Genomic DNA, 21,785 nt, shown 5'->3' on the forward strand with positions numbered 1-21,785 from the left:
TAATGTAGAGGCAACTTGTGGGTTAATATAGGATTTTTTCTGCTTTGCGCGTGCCCGGTTTAGTCAGCAGCCCCTAACCGGCCGGCGGCCCATTGCAGGTAGTATTTTGCTTTGCCGTATTTGGTTTTGAGTTCATAGAGCTTCAGCTGCTGGTTCAGCAGGTTCATCTCGCGCGTATTGACCAGGAACAGGGAGCTTTCGCCGTTCTCAAACCGTTGCTGCTCCCCGCGTTGTAGCAGGCGGCTGTTGGCAATAATCTGCTCTTGCAGGTTGATTTGGTCTTCTAGCTGCTGGCGTTCATTGTAGGCGGCCTGCACCAGGTTAAGGCTCTCCCGCCTGGTCTGCTCCAATTCCATTTGCGCGGCGTTAATTTTGAGCCGCGTTAGCTGCAGCTTGCCCCGCTCCTGCCGCAGAAACAGGGGTACGCTGAAGCTGGCGCCCAGCTTGTAGTTGTTGGACAGGTAGCGCTCCTCCAGCCATTGTTCACTTGCCGTACCGCCGGGGCCAATCAGGTTGTATTCCAGGTTCAGCTTGGGCAGTAGTTTGCTTTGGGTAAACCGCCGGTCTACCTCCAGTTGCCGGAGCTTTATTTGTAGCTTGGCCACGTCTGGGTGCCGTTCTTTGGCAAGGGTCAGCAGTGCGGCAAGGTCTGTTTCTGAGAGCGGCTCCAGGTCAGTGCCCAGCAAGGAAGGCACCACTCCTTTTGGCAGTTCCAGGGGTGTATTGTCCTGTCCCCACAGAAAATTAGACACCAGCAGGGCCGCGTTCTGGCTCTCCATCTGGGCTTGCCTTAGCAGCGCCAGGCGGTTCTGAGCTTCAATCTGCGCTTCTACAGAGTCAATGGCTGCCAGGTCGCCTTGGCGCACCCTTTCTTGCACGGCCTGTAAACGCACGGTGGCCAACTGCAGACTTTGGGCCAGTAATTGGCTGCGGTGGTAGGCATAGGCCCAGTCCCAGTAGGTTTTGGCGGCCTCCAGCAGCAGCTTGTTGATGTGTTTGACGCGGTCTGCCTCTGCCAGTTCTTGGGCTTGCTTTGCCTGTTGCAGGGTGGCTCTGCGCTCATCAATCAACAGGCCCTGCCCGATGGGCACCGAGATGCCTACATATTGGAGTCCCTGGCGGGGAGTGATGTTCTCGCCGTTCACATTGATGCCGCTATTGCGCTCGTAGCCCGCTTTTACCTCGCCAATCCAGACCGGCACTCTTAAAACATTGTCCCACAGGGTGAAGTAGTTTTTACCGTCCAGTTCCTTCTGATAGAACTTAGAAGCCACCACCGGGTCAAAGGCACTTCTGGCAATGCGCAGCTCCTGCCGGGCCTGCTCGGAGAATTGGTTGGCCTGCCTCACTACCGGATGATGTACTGCCATCTGGGTCAGCAGATCCTGGATAGTGAAGACCGAGGTGCTGTCACTGGCCAGGCTAAATCTGCTGACCAGGAGCAGCGCCCAGCTAAGACCCAAGCCAAGGATGTAGGAGCGCCTTCTCATTTCTGCTCTTTCTCTGGGGTTTTGCCCGCTTCTTCTTGCTGTCCGTTCACCTTGCCCACATAGTCCGGCGGAAACGCGTTCAACTGCCGCCACAACTCATACCAGATAGGCACATCCTGGAGCATGACCCAGCCATAGGCCCCAGACCCTACCCGCACCGGAGCTGGCCATGGCCCTTCCTTTGGATCTGGAACCACCAGAATGCGGTACTTGCCCTGGCTGTCAATGTTGTCAATGACGGCCACCACGCCGCCAAACGTCCCAAAGCCCATGTTGGGCCAACCGGAGAAGACCAGGGCCGGCCATCCCTCAAACTGTAACCGCACCTGGCGGCCCACCTCCAACAAGGGAACATCCATGGGCCGCACATACAACTGTACTGCCAACTGCGGATTGGCGGGCATGATGCTGCAGACTGGTTCGCCCTCTTTCAGGGTTTCGCCAATGCCGGCCTTCAAGGCGCGCACCACGTACCCGTCTTGCGGGGCCGTTATCTGGTAAAAGGAACTCCTGATCTGGGTGTTGGCATACTCGTTTTCCATCTTGGAGATTTCTCCGCGGCTATCATTCACATAGGCCAGGGTGGCATTCAGCTCAGAACGGGCCTTGGCAATTTTATCCTGATACTCGGCCTGCAGGGAGGAGAGCTCTAGGCGGGCATTCTGCTTTTCATTGCGACTGATGCTCACCTTATTTTGCACGCTCTGCCACTTGGCTTGCACCTCCTGGAATTTAAGGCGCCGGCTCTCCAACTCTGTGAGCGACTTTAAGCCCTGCTGGTACAGTTTCTCCTGCCGGGCGTACTGGGCTTGGGCCACTTCAAACTCAGCCCGCATGGCCACTACATCTGCGCTGTCACTCTGTACCTTCAAGTTGGCCTGCAGCACCTTGTTGCGGGCTTTCTGCAAACTAAACCGCAGTCCCTGCTGCATGGCGGCAATTTGCTTGGCGAGGGCTTCGGCTTTGGCTTGGGTGGACTCCAGGCTGCCTTCTTTGGCCTGCAGCTGCTCTTTGATTCGGCCCAGTAGTTGAGGGTCAAAGTATTTCTCCTTCACCTCAGAGAGGACTACCAAGGTGTCCCCTTTTTTTACCTTCTGTCCCTCCTGCACCTGCCAGCTCTCAATGCGCCCGGCAATGGTGCTGTGCACGGTCTGGGGTCTATCTTGCGGCTGTAACGTAGTCACTGCCCCGGTGGAGCGGATGTTCTGGGTCCAGGGCAACCACAAGCCGATGAATAACAGGACAAAAAAGCCGACGGCCCAGTAGGCCAATACTTTTGCCAGCCTGGGCTTGGTCACTAGCTTAAAGGAATTGAACTGTTCCCATTCCTCTTGCACGGGATGAGGTGTTATCTGCTTTGCCATTACACAAGCTTGTTAAATTCTGCGGTGACTGCTTCTTCTCCAGTGACTACCTGGCTTACCCGCCCCTGCTGCACCAGCACCACTCTGGTGCAGAGGCGCATGACGTTTTTCTCGTTTGAGATCACCACCACAGTCCAAGGCATGTCTGGATGGAGGAGTCTTTCTGCAATCCGGGCCCGCAAGGCTTTGTTCACCAAGGGCAGGAAATTGTCCAGCAACAGAAGTTTTGGCTTTCTGGCAATGCTGCGGGCTAAGGCCAGCCGCTGGGACACCCCATTGGGCATGCCCGGTGAGTTACTATGGATCAGGGTATAAAGACCTTCTGGCTTACTTTGCACATAATCACTTAGTTCTACTGTCTGCAGGGCCCACAAGACTTCTTCTAAGGTAACATCCGGCTGGCCCAGGGTAATGTTCTCCAGGATGGTTCCCTCAAACAAAAGGGCTGGCAGCAGGTAGAATCCTATCTGCTCATGCAGTGCCTCTGGCAGGTAATCCTTCAAGGACAAGTCATTAAAGACCACTGTTCCTCCATATTCTGTATGAAGGCCTGCCAGAATTTGCAACAGCGTGGACTTGCCTCCTTCTTCTGGGCCGGTGAGGCACAGCTTTTCGCCAGTGGTTATAGTCAGGTCCATTCCTTGCAAGACTGGCGTCTGCGCGCCTGCATACTTGAATGATAAACTTTTCACCTGCACAGACACGCCCTGGTAGGTAGAGGGCATTTCTCTGGTGAGCCCTTTGGTTTCTTCTAAGGGCAGGTCCGTCACGCCACCCAGTTTCTCTAGGCTGGTCAAAACGTCATACACCACATCCAGCTTCACCAGCAGCTTCTCCACGGCAGTGATGATGAGGATGATGATGATCTCTGAGGCCACAAACTGCCCCAGGTTGATTTCCTGGTTTAACAATAGAAAGCTACCCATGAGGAGCAAGCCAGCCGTGATCACCGTTTTAAAGCCAATGAAGCCAATGTATTGGGTGATGAGCACTTTAAAGTGGGCGCCTCTGGCCTTCAGGTAGCCGCTGGTGTAATAGTCGGTCTTCTCCAGGGACAGCCGTTCATGGGACGCAGATTTAAAAATGACAAGGTTCTGGGCCAGTTCTTCCAACCAGTGCACCAAGCGGTACTTGTACTTTGACTCCTCCAGACTGGTGCGCATGCCCTTTGGACTGGTAATCCGAATGATGAGGATAAGCAACACCACCAGCACCAACCCAAAGAGGATAAAGTACGGATGGTAGAAGGACAGCAGAATTACCCCGAACAAAATCTGGATGGCCGCCGCAGAGAAATCCGTCAGCATTTTGGCCAGGCCTTTCTGCAGGGAGATCACATCAAAGAACCGGTTCATCAACTCTGGCAGGTTGTGCTCAGCCATCTGGTTGCTCTTTAGGTGAGTGAGCTGCGTAGTGAACTGAAAAGCCTTGGTTGCGAAGAGGCGCTGCTGGATATGCTCCACCAGATACAACTGCATCACCTGCAAGCCACCCACCACCAGCACCCCCACAATGATTAGGAGGATGAGGACGGTGACCGAGGTGACCATCTGCCCACTAGAGACAAACCCAATCAGACTCTGGATACCCAAAGGCAAGGACAGGCTGACCAATCCAGAGAAAACGGCATACAGGTAAATGTACCCTATGACCTTGTGCTCAGAGGAGAGCAGCTCTAAAAACCGCTGGAACGGCGTTGGCCGGGTAGTGTGCTGTGAGGGCATAAGATTCAGGGGTTGACCGCAGGTGGAACAGGCAAAGAGACCAGAGCAGAGAAGGCAAGGTGATGCAGAAAGCTGACTAAACTGGTTTCACCTGAATTCATGGACCGAACTTCTGTCAAAGAAGGCAGGTGCTCGGCAAAGAAGGTATGCTTGCGGGAGGCCTCAAACAGTGTACTGACCAAGGCATGCGGAAAAGGGTACTGTGGGTTTATCTCCAGCACCACCAAGGCCATCTTATGGCAGATGCCTTTGTAGTCCTGAAACAGGCCGTCTTTGTTGTTGGAGTCCACCTCTTTGGTTAGGTAGGCCTTGGACGCTTCCAGGATAACCATCCGGGACAGGGCATCTACATCTACCTGCGGGGTCAGTTCATCACTTACCTGGCTTTGGGCCAGAATCTTAATAAAGATCTCAAGTTTCTCTTTAGCGCTGGTTACGTTGTGCGTGTGGTAACTAAGGCGGTAATCCAGCCAGTTCCAATACCAGGATACCAGGTACAGCAGCAGCTTGTGCTTGTTTTCAAAATACCGGTACACAGAAGCCTCAGTAGAAGAGATGCTCTGCGCCAGCTTCTTGAACGTGAAGTGCTCAAAGCCTACTTCGTCTATCAGCTTGATGCTCTCCCTCACCAGGACCTTTCCCAACTCTGTCTGTTCTGGGTCCCTGAGGAAAAGCTTGTCGTTTAGCTTTACATTAATTACGGTGCTCACTGTGCAAGGATCTAGTTAGGTGCTACTCTCAAAAATGATAGCATTACTATTACCCAAACCACCACCACTATCAATTGTTTAAGCAAAGTCAAAGAATTTTAGTTTGGTATGCTGCACGTGATTGCTGCTGGAAAGGCTTCTGCTTCCTATAAAGCACTACTAGGGTACAAAAAGAGAAAGGCCTCCGGGCAGAGCAAAAGCTCTGCCCGGGGGCCTTTCTAAACATGCAGGGGAGATTATTTCTGGGCTACCAGATCCACGTTCAAGGTAAACTCATTGTCAATGGCTTTGTCGCCTAGGTTGTCAAAGAAGCTACCAGAACCATACTTGATGTCATAAGCTGTTCTGTCAACTTTGATGGCTGCTTTGGCTTTGATCTGGTTGCCAGCGTGCGTGATGGTAGCTGGGAACTGGATAGGTTTTTTGATGCCTTTGATGGTCAAGTCACCGTTGATCAGGTACTGACCGTTTTTGGCTTTGGTTACTTTGGTGATGGCCAAGGTAGAAGTTGGGTATTTGTCAGCGGCAAAGAAGTCATCGTTCTTCAAGTGACCTACCAACTGCTGGTTGTATTTGGCGTCTGTGATGTCTGTGTTGGTGATAGAGGTCATGTCCATGGTGAACGTACCGCCGGTGATGTTCTTACCGTTGCTAGTCAATTTACCCTGGGAGATTTTGATGGCGCCTGAGTGCTCACCAGCTACCTTCTTACCTACCCAAGTTACTTTAGACTGACCATTCACTACTTTGTAGTCTATGCCTTTACCGGCAAACGCGAAGGTTACAAATGCCACTAGGGCTACTAATAAGGTGTTTTTCAATTTCATGGCTGTGGTTATTTTTTGTTTGATGTTACAAATGTATAAACAATTGATGTATATACATATGTCTACATGAAAAATATTTTTTTAGTTCATGAGTGATTGCAAATTCCTCTTAAGGTCACAGGTTGAAAGAGCTGATAGTATTCAGCCAAAACATCAGTATATACCTCGTTTTTGACCTATTTCCGGTAAAATAAGCCAAAAACGAAAGTCTATGTTGATTTAGAAGGTATCCTGAAATTCTGAGAAAATTTTTAAGAGTCTGGACTTAAAAACTAATCCCGGCCCTGCACAATGATCTTCTGCACGGCGTTCTTAAAGGTAGCGAAGACGGTATATTGGTTCTGCACCTCGTTGTAGCGCACGGTCACCGGCGCACTAGCATTGATGGGTTCTTGTCCCAGTGGCTGGGCCTGCACATCATATAGATACGCCTTGCGCGGACCAGTCTCTGTAATCACATACAGCTTGCGGTCTCCCCCAAAATGGAAATACTGTATCACTTTCCTGGATGAGGTCACAAACTTCCTGTCCAACAGCAGCTTCAACTCCTGGCTGTACAATGCTACGCGCCCTGGGTCACTTCTGGCAATGATAAAGGACTTGCCGCCTACCTCAGGCACCAGCTCAAAGGTGCTTCTTCTGTCGGTGCGCAACAGTTGTTCCCGCTTGGTAATCTCGCCGGTCAGGTCAAAGGTAATCACCTGCCCGTCTTGGGTGACGGTGGTGAACAAGGAACGCCTAAAGGAAATGCCCGGTTTGGCGTACACGGTAGAGCGCAGGTTTTTCTCCAGGTTCAGCGGGAAGCCGGGGTAGGTTTCGCCTTGCGTGGTAAAGGCATACACAAATCCGTTTTCCAACACGACTAAAATCACGTCGCGGCCGTTGACCCGGTGGTGTTGAGGTGGGGCCGCCAGGCGGGCATCCAGGCGCATTGGCCCCCAGCCAGACTGTAGGTTGCCTTGCATGTCCAGTAGGTAGAGGTTGCCTAGGTTATCATCGGCGGCCAGCCGGTAATCATGGTTTTTGCTGTAGTCAAAGACGGTGAGGTGCTGTAGGGCCAGCGTGTCCCCCAGCGTGAACGGAAAACCACTCACGTCCTTGCCGCTCTTGTCTACGCAGTAGATACGGTTGGCCGTGGCAAATAGGTACTTAAGGCGTTTGTCCTCCCCGAAGGTGAGCTGCTGCACCGGACCAATGATGGCGTTCTCCAAAGAATCGGTCCAGTTCTGCTTGCCGGTTTGCGTGCCCAAGCCATACAAGACGTGCGCCGAATCCTGCACCACAATCTCATCTGACTTGTCTACCGGGTACTGCGTCAAGAACGCCGAAGTGAGGAGCTGGCTCTTTAAGGTGAACACATCCTCCTGCCGGAAGCCCTCGTTGGCCAGCACCGCCTTCACAGATGACTCCTCCTGGTGGCGCAGCAGCAGGCTGGTGTAGAACCTGTCTTCCTTGGCCGTGAACTGAAAACTGAAATGGTTGAATTTCTTGATGATGGAGCTGTTACGCACCAACGCCGTTTGCTTTTCTGCACTCATGCCGCGCATAAGCAGGTTCCAGGCATTGGCGGTGTTGATGTACAAACCCACGTTGTCTTGTTGCTGGGTTTGCTCCAGCATGGGTTGCAGGGCCGCCGACTTGCTCCAAACCCTGCCCGCCTCTACTTCTTTTAGCAGCGTGCGCATGGTCTGCACGTCATCTGTAAACAGAATGTAGTCCTGCAAGGTGGTATAGTACACCTGCTCAAAGCCCCTGAACAATTCGCCGAACAACTGCTCAGGCAGTTCACGGGTAGTCAGCAGCCTGATCACGTTTTTGCCGTGCCGCTCCTCGGTGCCGTTGGTACGTCCCGGTTGCAGGCGGTTGAGCAAGGCGCTGGTGTAAGAAGGATTGCTGGCCTGCGCGAACAAGACTTTCTCCGTGGCGGTTTTGGTGTCATAGGATTCCAGGTAGCAGAGCCCCAGCTCCCCCGAAAAAGAGTTGGCCAGCGTATCTACAAAACTTGGTCCTTCTTTGCCGGGACCGCCTTTCAAGACGCCCATTTTGTCCATGCCCAAATGCAAGACCACCGCCGCACTGCTGGGCAGAAAATCCTTCATCTTAAAGGTCTTGGCTTTGTGGCCCTTTAAGCGGCTGTACAAGGAGCCTTCAATGGTCTCTGGAATAGAAAACCCGTTCATGAACAAGCGGTTGTTGTCCAGCTTTAATTCTAGCAGACTGCTCCGGCAAAGGCTGCTGATAAGGTTGACATCGCCCTGCAAGTCTTTGCGCAGAAACACGCCCAGTAGGTCGGGTACGTGCTGGTAGTTCACGAAGACGTTGGCGTACACGTCAGGTTGGCTCAGGTAGTTGGTGTTCTTGTAGTCCTTTGCCGGCGACTCCAGCTGCCCGCGGTTGATCTTGCGCACAATCTCCTCAATCAAGACCGGGCTGGGGCTGATGATCAAGTTGTTGTGGTATGAGAAATAGGAAAGGTTTTCCTTGTTGCCGTTGTGTGAGATATCCGTGATCTGGAAGCCCTGGTACTCGCGCATCTCTTGGCGGTACTCTGGGTTGCGCCCCAGGTTCTCTACCAGCGTTCTGATGTACCTGTGCTCCCCTACCGTTTTGACGGGCACGTAATAGATGAAGTCATAGTCTGAGCGGCCCAGCACGTGCATGGATACCAGCACGTTTTTCTTGGTCAGGAATTTCTTGAGCTGAATCCGGCCCGTGGAAAGGGTGTCTAGTAAAGAGAGCTGGTCTTCTAATCGCAAGACGTACGGCATGCGCGAGACGGTGGCCCAAAGGTCTGTCTGTTGCAGGTGCTCTACAAAGCGGGGGGCGTTGTTGGTTTCTACTACAAAGACGGCATCATCGGGTACTATCGTCCAGAGATCCACTTTTTCGCGGGTCTCCTGCCATTTTGTAAATCCGTAAAATCCCAGCGCACCCAGCACCAACAAGCCACACAGCCAGTAAATCGTCTTTTTCGGCATCCTTACAGAGTTAGGAACCACAAAAATAACGGAAAAAGCTCCGCTTCAGCGTTTAGGCCCCGTCAATTTGCATATACTGGTATTCTGGCGCCGTGGCCGCGCTTTTCTTTTTATCTTGGCGCTTCCAAATTAGATTTTTTATGCGCGTAGTGATACAACGGGTGAGCCAGGCCGCCGTGGTGATTGACGAAAAGGTAAACGGACAAATTGAGCAGGGACTGCTAGTGCTGGCCGGTTTCACGCCCACAGATACCAAAGAAGATTTGCAGAGGACCGCCAAGAAAATAGCCCAGCTGCGCATTTTCTCTGATGACCAGGATAAGATGAACTTGAGCGTACAGGACGTAAATGGCGGCATTCTCCTGATCAGCCAGTTCACGCTATACGCCAGCACCAAGAAAGGCAACCGTCCCTCCTACATTGACGCCGCGCAGCCGGCGGTGGCCATTCCCTTGTATGAGCAGTTCCACCAAATACTGGAGGCAGAGTTGGGCAAACCCATTCCTACCGGCGTCTTTGGCGCAGACATGAAAGTAAGCCTGGTCAACGACGGTCCGGTCACCATCACCATTGACTCTAAGAACAAAGAATAAAGTGATTGTTGCTTGCTAATGGCTGGTTGTTTGAACGTAGATTCAAAACGGTTTTCAGCCTGATTTCTGGAAAACAAGCCAAAAACGATTAACGTCACTCCTAGCCTTAACAACCAGCAATAGACAATTAACAATAAGAAACATGACCCTAGACGAAGCGCAGAAAACCGTAGATACCTGGATTAAAGAAGTGGGCGTGCGCTATTTCTCTGAGCTCACCAACCTGGCCATTCTCACCGAGGAAGTAGGTGAAGTGGCGCGCATCATTGCCCGCCGCTACGGCGATCAGAGCTTCAAGAAAAGCGACGAGGACGTGGAACTGGGCGCCGAGATGGCCGATGTGCTGTTCGTATTGATTGCCTTGGCCAACCAGACCGGCGTGAACCTCACCGAGGAGTTTGAAAAAGGCGTGGCCAAACGCACCCACCGTGACAAGGACCGCCATCAGAACAACCCGAAACTAAAGGATTAACCGCAGCTTGATTTTTAGGCTGGTTCTCATAAAACAGCCCAAAAACGAATGAGGTAGCTAATTGTAACTAGCTACCTCATTCGTTGTGTAATTGTCTTTATTTATTTGGCAGGCACTAGAAAATCGCCTTCCAGCACCGGCACTACGTCATAGACATCATGCTGCAAACAGAACTCAATGTCTGGTAAAATGTGCAGGCGCTCCAGGCGCTGTACGTGGCTGGACTTGGACAAGTAGCCTAGCAAATCATGCTTGGCACTTTGGTACATGGAATGCGCGGCCAGCGTGGCGTCATGGTTCAGGGAGAAATTCCCTTCTAAGCGCTCAGCCAAGGCGCCGGCAAACAGCGTGTCTTCTAGGTTGAACAAGCCTTTCCAGCCAGCGCAGACTACCACCACGTCTTTGTTAGCTTTTCGCAAATAATCTGCCACGGCGCCCACGTTTAAGAAAGCGCCTACTATGACCGCGTCTGCCGTGCGGGACCGGTTGATGGCCTGCGTACCATTGGTAGTGGTGATGGCCAAGAAACGGCCTTTCACGCCATCCTCGCGGTAATGGAACGGCGAGTTGCCCAAATCAAACCCTTCAGCTTTTACGCCGTCGCGCTCAGCGGCCACCAGGTAGTTCTGTTCTTTGTAGGCCAGGCATTCGTGGAGTTCGCTGACCGGGGCAATGTGCGTGACGCCGTGCGCCAGGGCGGTGACCATGCTGGAAGTAGCGCGCAACACGTCTACGGCTACGGCAATCTTTCCCTTTAAATCATACAAAGGCAACAGCTCTGGGCTGAAGCAAACATCTATAGAAGGCATTTTTAAATAGTCTTGAGCGCGAGTTATGAGTCGCGAGTCTTGTTAAAAAAGTTTGGCGTTTTTGGCCTGTTTTCATGAAAACAGGCCAAAAACGCCAATTACAAATTCTGATTCTTGAGCTGAAAACAAATCCCTCAGACTCAGGACTCTTGACTCAAGACTCAGAACTATACTGTAGGTTTATAGAAAGGCAATTTTACCACCTGGGCCTTGAGGTTCTTGTTACGGACCTTGATGAAGATGTCAGTGCCCGGAGTAGTGTACTCGGTTTGTAGGTAGCCCAAGCCCACGCCTTTGCCCAAAGAAGGAGACATAGTGCCAGAGGTTACTTCGCCAATGGTAGCGCCTTCGGCGTTCACAATCTCATAGTGGCTGCGCGGAATGCCCTGCTCCATCATCTCAAAGCCAATCAGTTTGCGGCTCACGCCCTGCTCTTTCTGGGCCTTTAAGTTGTCTGCGTTGGTAAAGTCTTTGCTGAACTTGGTAATCCAGCCCAAGCCCGCCTCCAGCGGCGAGGTAGAGTCGGTGATGTCATTGCCGTAAAGGCAGTAGCCCATCTCCAGACGCAGGGTGTCACGGGCGCCCAAACCAATTGGTTTGATGCCGTAGGGCTCGCCGGCTTTCATGATTTTCTCAAACACCTCTTTGGCATTCTCATTCGGTACGTAGATTTCAAACCCGCCCGCGCCGGTGTAGCCCGTGGCAGAAATAATCACGTTGGGTACGCCAGCAAAGGTGCCCTTATCAAAGGTGTAGTACACCATGTTAGGCAAATCTACCGGCGTCAAAGACTGAAGCGCCTGCGCCGTCTTAGGGCCTTGCACGGCAAACAGGGACATCTGGTCAGAGATGTTCTCCAGCTTGGCATTGCCGGTGTTAAACTGATTGATCCAGTTCCAGTCTTTCTCAATGTTGGAGGCGTTCACCACCATCATGTACTCTTCAGGAGCTAGGCAGTACACCAACAGGTCATCCACAATACCGCCTTCCTGGTTAGGAAAGCAGGAGTACTGAATCTTGCCCGGCGTCAGCTTGGAGGCATCATTGGAGGTCACGCGCTGAATCAAGTCCAAAGCACCAGGTCCGGTCACCATGAACTCGCCCATATGCGACACGTCAAAAATACCCATCGCCTTGCGCACCGTGTGGTGCTCATCCAAGTCTGAGGAGTAGCGCACCGGCATGTTGTAACCGGCAAAAGGCACCATCTTGGCACCTAAGGCCTCGTGCACATCGTTCAGGGCAACTTTCTTTAATTCCATATATGTCTTTGTTTGAAGGAATAACTGTACTAGTAAGGCAAAAGTACAGATTTGAAGCGGGTTTGGAAACCACTTCTCTGCAAGTTTTACGCTGGCCATTTCCAAGTCTAAGAACCGCACTCTCTACCATTCCTTACCTTGGAAAGTGGACGCCCGCATTTTACTCAACAGGTTCATTACCTAGGAAAGGTTTGCAAAAGTTGATTCTTTTTTGAGTGCAGCAATCTTCGCATAAGGTCCAAAACTAAAGTAGGTGGACGGGCGTACTGCCTTTGGCTGGCAGAAGGCAAGCTTGTTTAGCTTTAAGCATTGAGGTAATAAAGCATCATTCACAAACAGTCATCAAGTAACAAACCGCTGTCTATCACCAACATAAAATTTAAACATACGCTTTTGGCAAAGGATTTTCTTACCCAGCCTTCTGCCAAGGCAGGTTCATATATTTTTCTATTTTTGCGCAGAGACCCGTTGTAAGGAGGGGTTTTCTGTTTCATTTTGGATTCCCGGCGGTGGCTGTTTCGCCATCCATACCCCATGCTCATGAAATTATCTACCAAGCTTTTTGCTGGTTTCGTCCTTATCTCTTTTCTATTCACGGCCGTGGGGGTGGTCAACTACCGCCTGTCTGAGGACGTGATTGAGAACTCCAAGTTTGTCTCTGAGTCGCAGAACGTTATCCGTAACTCTTCTTCTTTGCAACGGAACATCATTGACATGGAGACCGGTATGCGCGGTTTCCTACTCACGGGCAACGAAGAATTCCTGCAGCCCTACCATACCGCAGACCGCCTCATGCCCGCCCTCTTCCAGGACCTCAAGAAACTGGTAGATGACTCGCCGGAGCAGTTAAAGAAAATCCAGGAGATTGAAGAACTGCAGGTAAAATGGAAAACCGAATTTGCTGAACTGCTCATCTCAGAGAAACGCAAAGAGAATGAACAGGGGATAAATACCAAGGGCATCAGGAATCTGGACCACGGGTATTTGGTGCTCAATGAGGAAGGAAAGCGCCTCACAGACCAGATGCGTATTTACTTCAGGGCGTTTAACAGCATTGAGTACCAGGTGCGTGAAGAGCGTCGCAACAGGCTAGACCAGAGTATCAATGAGACGCGCCGGGTGTCTACCGCTTTGACCATTATCTCTGTGATGCTGGGACTTGCCTGGGCCTATTACATTACCCGTCTTATCTCCAGGCGTATCATGAAGATGGTGAACCTGGCAGACCGCATTGCCAGCGGTGAGTATAAGACCGCCATTCAGGACGATGCCCATGATGAGCTCACCTTGCTCTCAGACTCTCTCAACCGCATGTCTGGCACCATTGATAAAACCTTCTCTGAGCTAGACAGCAAGAACAAGGAACTGGACCAGTTTGCCTACGTGGTCTCGCATGACTTAAAGGCGCCTTTGCGTGGCATTGAGAACGCCTCTAAGTGGGTTGAAGAAGACATGGGCAAGGAGCTCCCCAGCCATATTCAAGAATACCTGCTCATGATGCGGGCCCGTGTGCACCGCATGGAAAACCTGATCAACGGGATTCTAGCCCTGGCGCGGGTGGGCAGGGCCAAACTGGAGGAAGAGAATGTGAACGTGCAGCACCTTTTGTTTGACGTGATAGACATGCTCAACCCACCGGCTGGTTTCCAGATTCACATGCCCGACAGGCTCCCCGTTTTGCGCGCCGCCAAGGTAGAGTTGCAGCAGGTGTTCAGTAACTTGATCAGCAATGCCATCAAATACCATGACAAGGAAAAAGGCAACGTGACCGTGTCTTATAATGAGTTTGCTGACTACCATGAATTCTCTGTGGCAGATGACGGCCCCGGCATTGAGGCAGAGTACCATGACAGAATCTTTGTCCTGTTCCAGACACTACAAGAGCGCGATGCCGTAGAAAGTACAGGCGTGGGCCTGTCAATTGTCAAGAAGATCATTGAACGGCAGGGCGGCAAGATCCAAGTGGCTTCTAGCCCGGGCCAAGGCTCTGTCTTTACCTTTACCTGGCCCAAGGTTAAATTAGCCGAGGCAGCCTAACCCTATTTTTAGCAATCTATTTAGTACTTAATTCTATATTATGAGTGAATCCCAAGCCAGTATTTTGTTAGTGGAAGACGATTACCTGGATGCCATGAGCGTAGAGCGCGAGTTGCGTAAAATCAAGGTGATGGTACCGCTACACAAAGCCAAAAACGGACGCGAGGCCCTGGCCATGCTCCGCGGCGAACCAGGCACTCCCAAGCTGTCCCCCTTGCCAACCGTGGTGTTGCTAGACATTAACATGCCCCGCATGAACGGCATAGAGTTCTTACAGGAAATACGCAAAGACCCCAGTTTGTCTGGGTTGAACGTGTTCATCATGACCACCTCCAACGAAGACTCTGACCGCCATGCCGCCCAAGACCTGCGCGTGAGCGGCTACATTGTCAAGCCCCTCTCCTTTGACTCCTTCGGGGAAGGTGGTTCTGGCATTGACTCCTTCAGTTTGTTCCTTGACCTGTTGAAGCTGAAACCGCAATAACAGACATTCTTGCTTACACGAAAGAGCCGTTTTTGGCCTGTTTTCATAAAAACAGGCCAAAAACGGCTCTTTTCTTTACTAATATTGGTGACTATAGAAGCTCCAGCGTCTCTTCTTCCGCCAATAATTTAAACGTCATTCTGTGGTGCGGCGTAGTGCCGTATTGAGAAATAGCTGCTCTATGTGATTTGGTAGGATAGCCCGCATTCTGTTCCCAACCATAGAAAGGATGTGCCTCGCCTAGCTTCTTCATGAGCTCATCGCGGTGCGTTTTGGCCAGGATGGACGCCGCGGCAATACTAAAGAAGCGCCCATCGCCTTTTACCATACATTCATGCGGCACCTGCTTGTAAGCCTTAAACCGATTGCCGTCTACCAACAAATACTCTGGCTCTATGGTAAGTTGATTCACTGCACGGTGCATGGCCTCAAAAGAGGCGTTCAAGATATTGATTTGGTCAATCTCCTGCGGCGATACCTCGGCCACGGCCCAGTGCAGAGCCTCCTTGTAAATTTCCTCGCGCAGCAAGTCACGTTGTTTGGCAGACAGTTGCTTGGAGTCCGTGAGCAGGGCGTGGTGGTAATCTGAGGGCAAAATCACCGCCGCAGCAACCACCGGCCCGGCCAGACATCCTCTACCCGCCTCATCCAAGCCCGCTTCCAAAAGTTTACCGCTATGGTTGGCAATCAGCATATTCCTTCGTTTTTCTGTCTGGGGTAAAACAGCACTTCCCCCAAAATAATTCTCAGCGAAGGTACGTAGGCTAGCTCAATTTTCTCGCTTGGCACAATACGCCCTTCTAAAGTAAGTTGAGGTTCCTTTCCTAATCATTACACTTGGCATTACCACAACGAGCGACTAATGGCCAGTAGCGCGCACACTCGCAGGTCTAGCCGGACGCTGCGAGACCTTGATAGCAGTAGTCAATATTCCCAGCGCCCTCGTCATCCCCCTACCCCCTTCAAAGGGGGACGCAATGCGCAGGTAAAAGCAAGCGCTTCGCGGCAGTTGCAAACTGCCTCCACCATGGGTCCAATTCGCAGACTTGAACCATGGGCACGGGAATGCAGATCAAACAAACCGTGCCTTGGCACGCATGCCTCTGCAGCGACAGGAACCGTAATTGCCTGCAACCAACAAACCCACCATCAGGCCATTTCAGAACTGGAACCCAAACCAGTCCTGACCCTGAGCGCCTCTGTTGTTTCGTTGCCGCAGGCAGGGCCCCACAGGCCCAGAGTACAACAGCAGTGCGAAGGATCAGGACGAGGCCCCGCGGCCGTGAGCGCTTAGCGGATGAGATGAAACAAGGCTGTGAGTGCGCTCCGGAACAAGCGGCTACTACAAACGAACAGCCAACGGCGTGCACTTGAACAGTGTCCAATAAGCTGTTGGCTTGAAGGCATAAAGCGGTCGGTAATGAGAACACTAAAAACGGCAGGCAGGTTAAGGCACGGTAATCCAAGTTGAGGTTAGCTAATGGTAAGCAATTAGCAATCAAACCTCGTTTTCCGCCTAATTCCCAGAAAACACCCCAAAAACACCTCTTTCATAGAGTAAACCATTGATTTCTTGGCCGCTTCAGCGTAAACCTTAACTTTAAGGATTCAACCTACCAGCAACACTATGGACGACCGCATCAGATCTATGGAGGAGTACCAAGCCGCGTACCAGAAAAGCGTGGAGCAGCCAGAGGAGTTTTGGGCCGGGGTAGCCAAGAACTTCACCTGGCGCCAGAAATGGGACAAGGTTTTGGACTGGAACTTTGAAGAGCCCAACGTGAAATGGTTTGTGAACGGCAAGCTCAACATCACGGAGAACTGCTTGGACCGACACCTGGAGAAACGCGGCAACAAACTGGCCCTCATCTGGGAACCCAACGACCCCAAAGAGCGCTTCATCCGGTTCACGTACCGTGAGTTGCACGAGAAGGTCTGCCAGATGGCCAACATCTTAAAGCGCAACGGTGTGCAGAAAGGCGACCGCGTGTGCATTTACATGCCCATGATCCCGGAGTTGGCGTTCAGTGTGCTGGCCTGCGCGCGCATTGGGGCGGTGCATTCGGTGATTTTTGCGGGATTCTCTCATACGGCCATGGCCGATAGAATCAATGACGCCCAAGCCAAGGTAGTCTTGACCTCAGATGGGTTGAACCGTGGTCCCAAGCAGATACCGGTCAAGCGCGTAGTAGACGAGGCCTTGGAAACCTGTCCCAGCGTGGAGAAGGTGGTGGTGGTAGACCGTATTGGTTGGGCCGTGAACATGGTAGAGGGCCGCGACGTCTGGTACCATGAAGAACTGGAGCACGTAGACAAGAACTGCCCCGCCGAGGAGATGGATGCTGAGGATTTGCTTTTCATTCTCTACACCTCGGGATCCACCGGAAAACCCAAAGGCGTGGTGCACACCTGCGGCGGCTACATGGTCTACACGGATTATACTTTCCGGAACGTGTTCCAGTACGAGGAGAGCGACATCTACTGGTGCACCGCCGACATTGGCTGGATCACCGGCCACTCCTATTTGCTGTACGGTCCTTTGCTCTCAGGTGCCACCACGCTCATGTTTGAGGGCGTGCCCACGTTCCCAGACCCGGGCCGCTTCTGGCAGGTCATTGACAAGTTTGGCGTCAACATCTTCTATACCGCACCCACCGCTATTCGGTCGTTGATGGCCTCGGGCTTGGACCATGTGTTGTCGTATAGCCTGGATTCTTTGAAGGTGCTGGGATCGGTGGGCGAACCCATCAACGAGGAAGCCTGGCATTGGTACCACATCCATGTGGGCAAGGAGCGCTGTCCTGTGGTAGACACGTGGTGGCAGACCGAGACGGCGGGCATCATGCTCAGCTCCCTGGCCAACATCACACCCACCAAACCCAGCCATGCGGGTTTCGCGCTACCGGGCGTGCAGCCCATCTTGATTGACCAGGAGGGCAACGAAATCTTAGAAAACGAGCAGGAAGGCTACCTGTGCATGAAGTTTCCGTGGCCAGGCATCATTAGAACCACTTACGGCGACCATGAGCGCTGCCGCCAGAGCTACTTTAGCACCTACAAAAACCTGTACTTTACCGGCGACGGCGCCAAGCGCGACAAGGATGGCTTATGGCGCATCATTGGCCGCGTGGATGATGTGATCAACGTCTCGGGCCACCGTTTTGGCACCGCCGAGATTGAGAACGCCATCAACCAGAACAAGCACATAGTGGAGAGCGCTGTGGTGGGCTACCCGCATGAAGTGAAAGGCCAAGGCATTTACGCCTTTGTGGTCTGCGGCGAAGAGGCTCCTACCAATGAAGAGAACCTTCGCGCCGAAGTCATTGAAACCGTGGTGGAACAGATTGGCAAGATTGCCAAGCCAGACAAGATCCAGATTGTAAGCGGCCTGCCCAAAACACGGTCGGGTAAGATCATGCGCCGCATCTTGCGGAAAGTAGCCGAGGGAGACACGACAAACCTAGGCGATACCAGCACCTTGCTGGATCCGCCGATTGTAGATGAGATTGTGAAAGGAGCCTTGTAGGCTCCTTTTTTCTTGGCTTTCTGCTTTAGAATGGCTTTCAGAATCCATTCAATTTCTAACCTTTTACCGGGAACGGGGTACAAGCAAGAACAAATTTTTCTGACCTTTAAGATAAACCAAGATGGCCTTAGACATAAAACACGACACGCAGAATCAGCAGTTCACGGCGTATTTAGAGAACGAGGAGATTGGCGAACTGGCCTATGCCCTGCCAGACACCAAGATCATAGATTTTCAGCATACGTTTATTGAGGAGCAGCACCGGGGCAAAGGCCTGGCAGACAAACTGATTCAGCACGGGCTGGACCATGCCAGACAAAACGGTTATGAGGTACGGGCTACCTGTACGGCGGTGGCTACTTACCTAAAGAAGAACCCGCAGTCTTAGGCAATCTGTTCCTGAAACCAGTGAAAGCCGTTTTTGGCCTGTTTTCTGTAAAACAGGCCAAAAACGGCTTTTTTTATGAACATCATTCTAAATGGCAGGGCATAAAAAAAGAGCCTCAGCGCTTTCACCGAAACTCTTTTTCCAAACAAATCTACAAAGAAGCTTTTGAATGCCTTACTATCTAGGAATGATCAGTTTTTGACCAGGGTGGATCAAGTTTGGATCTTTTACCTGGTCTGTATTGGCTTGGTGTATTTTGTGCCACTGCTGGGCGTCTCCATACACGTGCTTGGCTATTTTAGACAGCGAGTCGCCGCTCTGTACGGTATAGTACTCAGTAGCTGGATTGGCTGCTGCTCCTGCTGCTGGCGTTTGGGCCGCATTAGGGTTGTTCTTGAAAAAGTCATTATTGGCGGCTGGCTTAGCGGCCGGCTTTTCTTCGCCTTTCTTTAAAAAATCAAACAGTCCCATAGTAGTATTTCTAGTTTAGTTGGTAATAGCTAGACATGTGCCTTGTAGCTAGCACATTGGTTTTCACTTTTCTACTTACGATTCTTGGCCCCCTTTGTTAGAATTATTTAGTAGAACTGTGTGGTAAATACCACGTAAGAACTACCGATTGTCTTTTGCGCAATCAGTACAAGTAATAGCAACCACAACCCCACAACTATGAAAAAGTCAATTGCATCAACATTCACTCAACTACTCTCTTTGGTGATGGTTCTTACCTTCACGGCGTTCACCTTTAGCTGCGGTAAAAAAGGCGCCGAAGGCGGAGACTCCAGCATGATTTCGGGCACTACCAGCAAAGTTTGGAAAGCCGACAAAGAAACCACCGCCGCCGGTGACAAAGACAAGCTGACTTCTGCCGAGAAGGAAGAGCAAATTCAGTTCTTCGCCAACGGTAATTTCACCCAGACATCTAACAGCCAGTCGGCCAACGGAACCTGGACCTATGACGCCAGCACCAAGACCTTAAGCCTTACTTACGCCAACAACAATGTAAGCGAGAACTTCACGGTAACGGAGCTTACCAAAAACGACTTGAAACTGCAGGCCCCAGATGGCTCTACCCTGGCCATGGAAGCTGAATAATTTTCATACTAGCATTTAAAAAAAAGCCCGGTTTGTCTCTGTACATGGCGGGCTTTTTTATTGAGAGTTTGAAGGATTGAATTAGTGAGAGAATAGGGTAGAAACCCACAGCTGTTTTTGGGCTGGTTTCCAGAAAACAGGCCAAAAACAATTTCACAGGTTTTCACTTATCAACTAGAAATTTCCTTACTTCACTTTCAACCAGTTTATGTATTCACTTCTAAGTTTTAAATGAATACATGCTTCATAAATTAAAATTTCAGCGCATTACATAAGTAGCACCTTAGCCCTCAGCCATTCCATTAAACCATGAAAAACCGCTGGCAACTTTTTGAGCTGGAAGACCAGGCGTGGTTTCCGCATGCGGTGCGGCAGGGCATGATGGACGTATTGCGGTTTCTGATTACGGCGCTGGGCATCTACAAACCTATTGTGCCCCTGCTATTGAATGGCTTAAAGCAGACCAACCAAACTCAGCTTGTAGACCTGTGTGCGGGTGCGGGCGGCGGCATCTTGCAGATTTGGGAGGAGTTGGAAAAACAGAGCGGTCAAGCCATCAACATTACCGTCACAGACAAATTCCCAAACGTAGAGGCTTACCAATTTCTAGAGACTCAATCTAACGGGGCTATCTCTTTTGTAGAAACGGAAGTAGATGCCACCGCTGTGCCGCCAGACCTGAGAGGGTTTAGGACGGTGTTTTCGGCGTTTCATCATTTTAAGCCTGAGATGGCGCAAAAGATTTTGCAAGACGCGGTTCGCCAGAACCAAGGCATTGGGGTGTTTGAAGGCGCCAGCAAGAAATGGCACGAGTTGCTGTTGGTGTGGCTGGTCTTCCCGTGGGTGATTTTGTTGATTACGCCGTTCATCAGGCCATTTACCTGGAGCAGGTTGTTCTTTACCTACTTACTCCCGTTGATTCCTTTGGGCGTGGTGTGGGACGGGACGGTTTCTATCTTGCGCATGTACACCCCAGAGCATCTACAAACCATGGTGCAACATTTGAATGCTCCGCACTATACCTGGCAGATTGGCCGGGCCAAACACTGGAGTGGCACGGGTGTGTTGTATTTAATAGGCTATCCTTCGTAAACTGCGTCCATGAACCTTTCCCTGTCTAGCGCCTGGCGGCTGTTGCGCATTCCGTTCTCGGTGTTTTTGATGCCTATTTTCTGGTTTGCGGTGAGTGCCACGCCTACTATTTCTGTCTGGCGAGCCGCAGCGGTGTTCTGCATTCTGCACTTGTTAGTGTACCCCGCCAGCAACGGCTACAACTCCTATTATGATCGCGACGAAGGCAGCATTGGTGGTCTCAAGCATCCGCCGCAGGTCACAGAATCTTTGTACTGGCTGGTGTTAGTTTTTGATGTGCTGGCGGTGGGCTTGTCTTTGTTGATTTCCTGGCCGTTTGCGGTGATGGTTCTTGTGTATTTGCTGGTGTCTAAGGCGTATAGCTTTAAAGGGATTCGGCTGAAGAAGTATCCTTTCCTGAGTACGTTGGTAGTGGTGCTATTCCAAGGGGCATTCACGTTTGTCATGGTACAGGTGGGGAGTGGCGTGCCTATGGATCAGATTCAAGACGACACCAATCTGTTGCTGGCTTTGGTGAGTTCACTATTTTTGTGTGGCTCTTATCCCCTCACCCAAGTGTATCAGCATCAAGAAGACGCCCGCCGCGGCGACCAAACCTTGAGTTTGCTCTTGGGCCTGACCGGCACCTTTCTGTTTGCGGGAATAAGTATGTTACTGGCTACCAGCGTACTGCTTTACACATATTTCTTGCGCAATCAAAACACGCACAGCCTGCTCTTTTTATTGGGTACGTTCCCCGTGATTCTGGTTTTCACGCGTTGGGTATTGCGGGTACAGAAAGACGCCGCTGTGGCAGATTTTGATCATACCATGCAGATGAACAAGGTCTCCAGCCTAAGCATGAGCTTTACATTTGCGGGTATTTTGGCTTGGCAAATCTGGCATTTGGGGTAAAACGCCAACAGCCTTGCAGGAACTGCGTACATGGGTTTTT

Annotated in this window: 19 protein-coding genes; 9 read left to right on the forward strand and 10 right to left on the reverse strand. The window is 51.4% G+C overall.

The genetic code is table 11. The annotated features are described in order from the left end of the window. Nucleotides 1–59 precede the first annotated feature (59 nt). The 6 genes from TH61_RS02335 to TH61_RS02360 all read right to left on the reverse strand — a co-directional run bounded on the left by TH61_RS02335 (nt 60) and on the right by TH61_RS02360 (nt 9,093). Nucleotides 60–1,490, reverse strand: coding sequence for a TolC family protein (locus tag TH61_RS02335; protein WP_066505348.1), 1,431 nt, complete (start codon nt 1,488–1,490; stop codon nt 60–62). Continuing rightward, nucleotides 1,487–2,854: an HlyD family secretion protein gene (locus TH61_RS02340; protein ID WP_066505349.1), complete on the reverse strand. Its 1,368-nt coding sequence runs from the start codon at nt 2,852–2,854 to the stop codon at nt 1,487–1,489. Before TH61_RS02340 ends, TH61_RS02335 begins: the two co-directional genes overlap by 4 nt. Further along, nucleotides 2,854–4,578 carry a peptidase domain-containing ABC transporter gene (locus TH61_RS02345; RefSeq protein WP_066505356.1) on the reverse strand — a complete coding sequence of 575 codons (1,725 nt, stop codon included), beginning with the start codon at nt 4,576–4,578 and terminating at the stop codon, nt 2,854–2,856. Before TH61_RS02345 ends, TH61_RS02340 begins: the two co-directional genes overlap by 1 nt. A gap of 5 nt (nt 4,579–4,583) precedes the next feature. Beyond that, nucleotides 4,584–5,288 carry a TetR/AcrR family transcriptional regulator gene (locus TH61_RS02350; RefSeq protein WP_066505358.1) on the reverse strand — a complete coding sequence of 235 codons (705 nt, stop codon included), beginning with the start codon at nt 5,286–5,288 and terminating at the stop codon, nt 4,584–4,586. 236 nt (nt 5,289–5,524) lie between these two features. Next, nucleotides 5,525–6,115, reverse strand: a complete 591-nt coding sequence (locus tag TH61_RS02355) for a YceI family protein (protein ID WP_066505360.1) — start codon at nt 6,113–6,115, stop codon at nt 5,525–5,527. Between the two features lie 272 nt (nt 6,116–6,387). Further along, a complete protein-coding gene (locus TH61_RS02360; protein ID WP_157600501.1) occupies nt 6,388–9,093 on the reverse strand; it encodes a hypothetical protein in 2,706 nt (901 codons plus the stop codon). A 140-nt stretch (nt 9,094–9,233) separates the two neighbouring features. Between TH61_RS02360 and dtd the strand changes: the two genes are divergently transcribed. After that, a complete protein-coding gene (gene dtd / locus TH61_RS02365) occupies nt 9,234–9,686 on the forward strand; it encodes a D-aminoacyl-tRNA deacylase (protein ID WP_066505364.1) in 453 nt (150 codons plus the stop codon). Nucleotides 9,687–9,828: 142 nt separating this feature from the next. After that, nucleotides 9,829–10,158 carry a nucleotide pyrophosphohydrolase gene (locus TH61_RS02370; protein ID WP_066505367.1) on the forward strand — a complete coding sequence of 110 codons (330 nt, stop codon included), beginning with the start codon at nt 9,829–9,831 and terminating at the stop codon, nt 10,156–10,158. 101 nt (nt 10,159–10,259) lie between these two features. Here TH61_RS02370 and TH61_RS02375 read toward each other — a convergent pair whose 3' ends face one another. After that, the gene (locus tag TH61_RS02375; RefSeq protein WP_066505369.1) at nt 10,260–10,967 is read right to left on the reverse strand and encodes a 2-phosphosulfolactate phosphatase; all 708 of its coding nucleotides are present in this window, start codon (nt 10,965–10,967) and stop codon (nt 10,260–10,262) included. 167 nt (nt 10,968–11,134) lie between these two features. Then, on the reverse strand, nt 11,135–12,229 hold the full coding sequence (gene gcvT / locus TH61_RS02380; RefSeq protein WP_066505373.1) for a glycine cleavage system aminomethyltransferase GcvT: 1,095 nt from the start codon (nt 12,227–12,229) through the stop codon (nt 11,135–11,137). Nucleotides 12,230–12,769: 540 nt separating this feature from the next. Between gcvT and TH61_RS02390 the strand changes: the two genes are divergently transcribed. Both TH61_RS02390 and TH61_RS02395 read left to right on the forward strand, forming a co-directional pair. Next, nucleotides 12,770–14,266, forward strand: coding sequence for a CHASE3 domain-containing protein (locus TH61_RS02390; protein WP_066505377.1), 1,497 nt, complete (start codon nt 12,770–12,772; stop codon nt 14,264–14,266). A 40-nt stretch (nt 14,267–14,306) separates the two neighbouring features. Next, on the forward strand, nt 14,307–14,750 hold the full coding sequence (locus TH61_RS02395; protein WP_066505384.1) for a response regulator: 444 nt from the start codon (nt 14,307–14,309) through the stop codon (nt 14,748–14,750). Between the two features lie 91 nt (nt 14,751–14,841). Here TH61_RS02395 and TH61_RS02400 read toward each other — a convergent pair whose 3' ends face one another. Beyond that, on the reverse strand, nt 14,842–15,444 hold the full coding sequence (locus TH61_RS02400; protein WP_066505386.1) for a ribonuclease HII: 603 nt from the start codon (nt 15,442–15,444) through the stop codon (nt 14,842–14,844). A 933-nt stretch (nt 15,445–16,377) separates the two neighbouring features. Here TH61_RS02400 and acs point away from each other — a divergent pair. Both acs and TH61_RS02410 read left to right on the forward strand, forming a co-directional pair. Next, a complete protein-coding gene (gene acs / locus TH61_RS02405; protein WP_066505394.1) occupies nt 16,378–18,276 on the forward strand; it encodes an acetate--CoA ligase in 1,899 nt (632 codons plus the stop codon). Between the two features lie 121 nt (nt 18,277–18,397). Next, nucleotides 18,398–18,664 carry a GNAT family N-acetyltransferase gene (locus TH61_RS02410; protein ID WP_066505396.1) on the forward strand — a complete coding sequence of 89 codons (267 nt, stop codon included), beginning with the start codon at nt 18,398–18,400 and terminating at the stop codon, nt 18,662–18,664. Nucleotides 18,665–18,841: 177 nt separating this feature from the next. Here the strand turns inward: TH61_RS02410 and TH61_RS02415 are convergent, their stop codons facing one another. Continuing rightward, on the reverse strand, nt 18,842–19,135 hold the full coding sequence (locus TH61_RS02415; RefSeq protein WP_071887760.1) for a LysM peptidoglycan-binding domain-containing protein: 294 nt from the start codon (nt 19,133–19,135) through the stop codon (nt 18,842–18,844). A 198-nt stretch (nt 19,136–19,333) separates the two neighbouring features. On the opposite strand from TH61_RS02415, the gene TH61_RS02420 reads away from it, so the two are divergent. The 3 genes from TH61_RS02420 to TH61_RS02430 all read left to right on the forward strand — a co-directional run bounded on the left by TH61_RS02420 (nt 19,334) and on the right by TH61_RS02430 (nt 21,745). Beyond that, nucleotides 19,334–19,759, forward strand: coding sequence for a lipocalin-like domain-containing protein (locus tag TH61_RS02420; protein ID WP_157600503.1), 426 nt, complete (start codon nt 19,334–19,336; stop codon nt 19,757–19,759). A gap of 309 nt (nt 19,760–20,068) precedes the next feature. After that, nucleotides 20,069–20,851 (forward strand): hypothetical protein, encoded by a 783-nt coding sequence (locus tag TH61_RS02425; RefSeq protein ID WP_066505400.1) that lies wholly within the window; start codon nt 20,069–20,071, stop codon nt 20,849–20,851. A 9-nt stretch (nt 20,852–20,860) separates the two neighbouring features. Further along, on the forward strand, nt 20,861–21,745 hold the full coding sequence (locus TH61_RS02430; protein ID WP_066505402.1) for a UbiA family prenyltransferase: 885 nt from the start codon (nt 20,861–20,863) through the stop codon (nt 21,743–21,745). Nucleotides 21,746–21,785 lie beyond the last annotated feature (40 nt).

This window comes from Rufibacter sp. DG15C (genome assembly GCF_001577755.1).
Taxonomy (GTDB): Bacteria; Bacteroidota; Bacteroidia; order Cytophagales; family Hymenobacteraceae; genus Nibribacter.

What these genes read in the sequence shown, in the direction of transcription:
- TH61_RS02335 (WP_066505348.1), bottom strand. Translation starts at nt 1,490, where the DNA reads ATGAGAAGGCGCTCCTACATCCTTGGCTTGGGTCTTAGCTGGGCGCTG.
- TH61_RS02340 (WP_066505349.1), bottom strand. Translation starts at nt 2,854, where the DNA reads ATGGCAAAGCAGATAACACCTCATCCCGTGCAAGAGGAATGGGAACAG.
- TH61_RS02345 (WP_066505356.1), bottom strand. Translation starts at nt 4,578, where the DNA reads ATGCCCTCACAGCACACTACCCGGCCAACGCCGTTCCAGCGGTTTTTA.
- TH61_RS02355 (WP_066505360.1), bottom strand. Translation starts at nt 6,115, where the DNA reads ATGAAATTGAAAAACACCTTATTAGTAGCCCTAGTGGCATTTGTAACC.
- TH61_RS02360 (WP_157600501.1), bottom strand. Translation starts at nt 9,093, where the DNA reads ATGCCGAAAAAGACGATTTACTGGCTGTGTGGCTTGTTGGTGCTGGGT.
- dtd (WP_066505364.1), top strand. Translation starts at nt 9,234, where the DNA reads ATGCGCGTAGTGATACAACGGGTGAGCCAGGCCGCCGTGGTGATTGAC.
- TH61_RS02370 (WP_066505367.1), top strand. Translation starts at nt 9,829, where the DNA reads ATGACCCTAGACGAAGCGCAGAAAACCGTAGATACCTGGATTAAAGAA.
- TH61_RS02375 (WP_066505369.1), bottom strand. Translation starts at nt 10,967, where the DNA reads ATGCCTTCTATAGATGTTTGCTTCAGCCCAGAGCTGTTGCCTTTGTAT.
- gcvT (WP_066505373.1), bottom strand. Translation starts at nt 12,229, where the DNA reads ATGGAATTAAAGAAAGTTGCCCTGAACGATGTGCACGAGGCCTTAGGT.
- TH61_RS02390 (WP_066505377.1), top strand. Translation starts at nt 12,770, where the DNA reads ATGAAATTATCTACCAAGCTTTTTGCTGGTTTCGTCCTTATCTCTTTT.
- TH61_RS02395 (WP_066505384.1), top strand. Translation starts at nt 14,307, where the DNA reads ATGAGTGAATCCCAAGCCAGTATTTTGTTAGTGGAAGACGATTACCTG.
- TH61_RS02400 (WP_066505386.1), bottom strand. Translation starts at nt 15,444, where the DNA reads ATGCTGATTGCCAACCATAGCGGTAAACTTTTGGAAGCGGGCTTGGAT.
- acs (WP_066505394.1), top strand. Translation starts at nt 16,378, where the DNA reads ATGGACGACCGCATCAGATCTATGGAGGAGTACCAAGCCGCGTACCAG.
- TH61_RS02410 (WP_066505396.1), top strand. Translation starts at nt 18,398, where the DNA reads ATGGCCTTAGACATAAAACACGACACGCAGAATCAGCAGTTCACGGCG.
- TH61_RS02415 (WP_071887760.1), bottom strand. Translation starts at nt 19,135, where the DNA reads ATGGGACTGTTTGATTTTTTAAAGAAAGGCGAAGAAAAGCCGGCCGCT.
- TH61_RS02420 (WP_157600503.1), top strand. Translation starts at nt 19,334, where the DNA reads ATGAAAAAGTCAATTGCATCAACATTCACTCAACTACTCTCTTTGGTG.
- TH61_RS02425 (WP_066505400.1), top strand. Translation starts at nt 20,069, where the DNA reads ATGAAAAACCGCTGGCAACTTTTTGAGCTGGAAGACCAGGCGTGGTTT.
- TH61_RS02430 (WP_066505402.1), top strand. Translation starts at nt 20,861, where the DNA reads ATGAACCTTTCCCTGTCTAGCGCCTGGCGGCTGTTGCGCATTCCGTTC.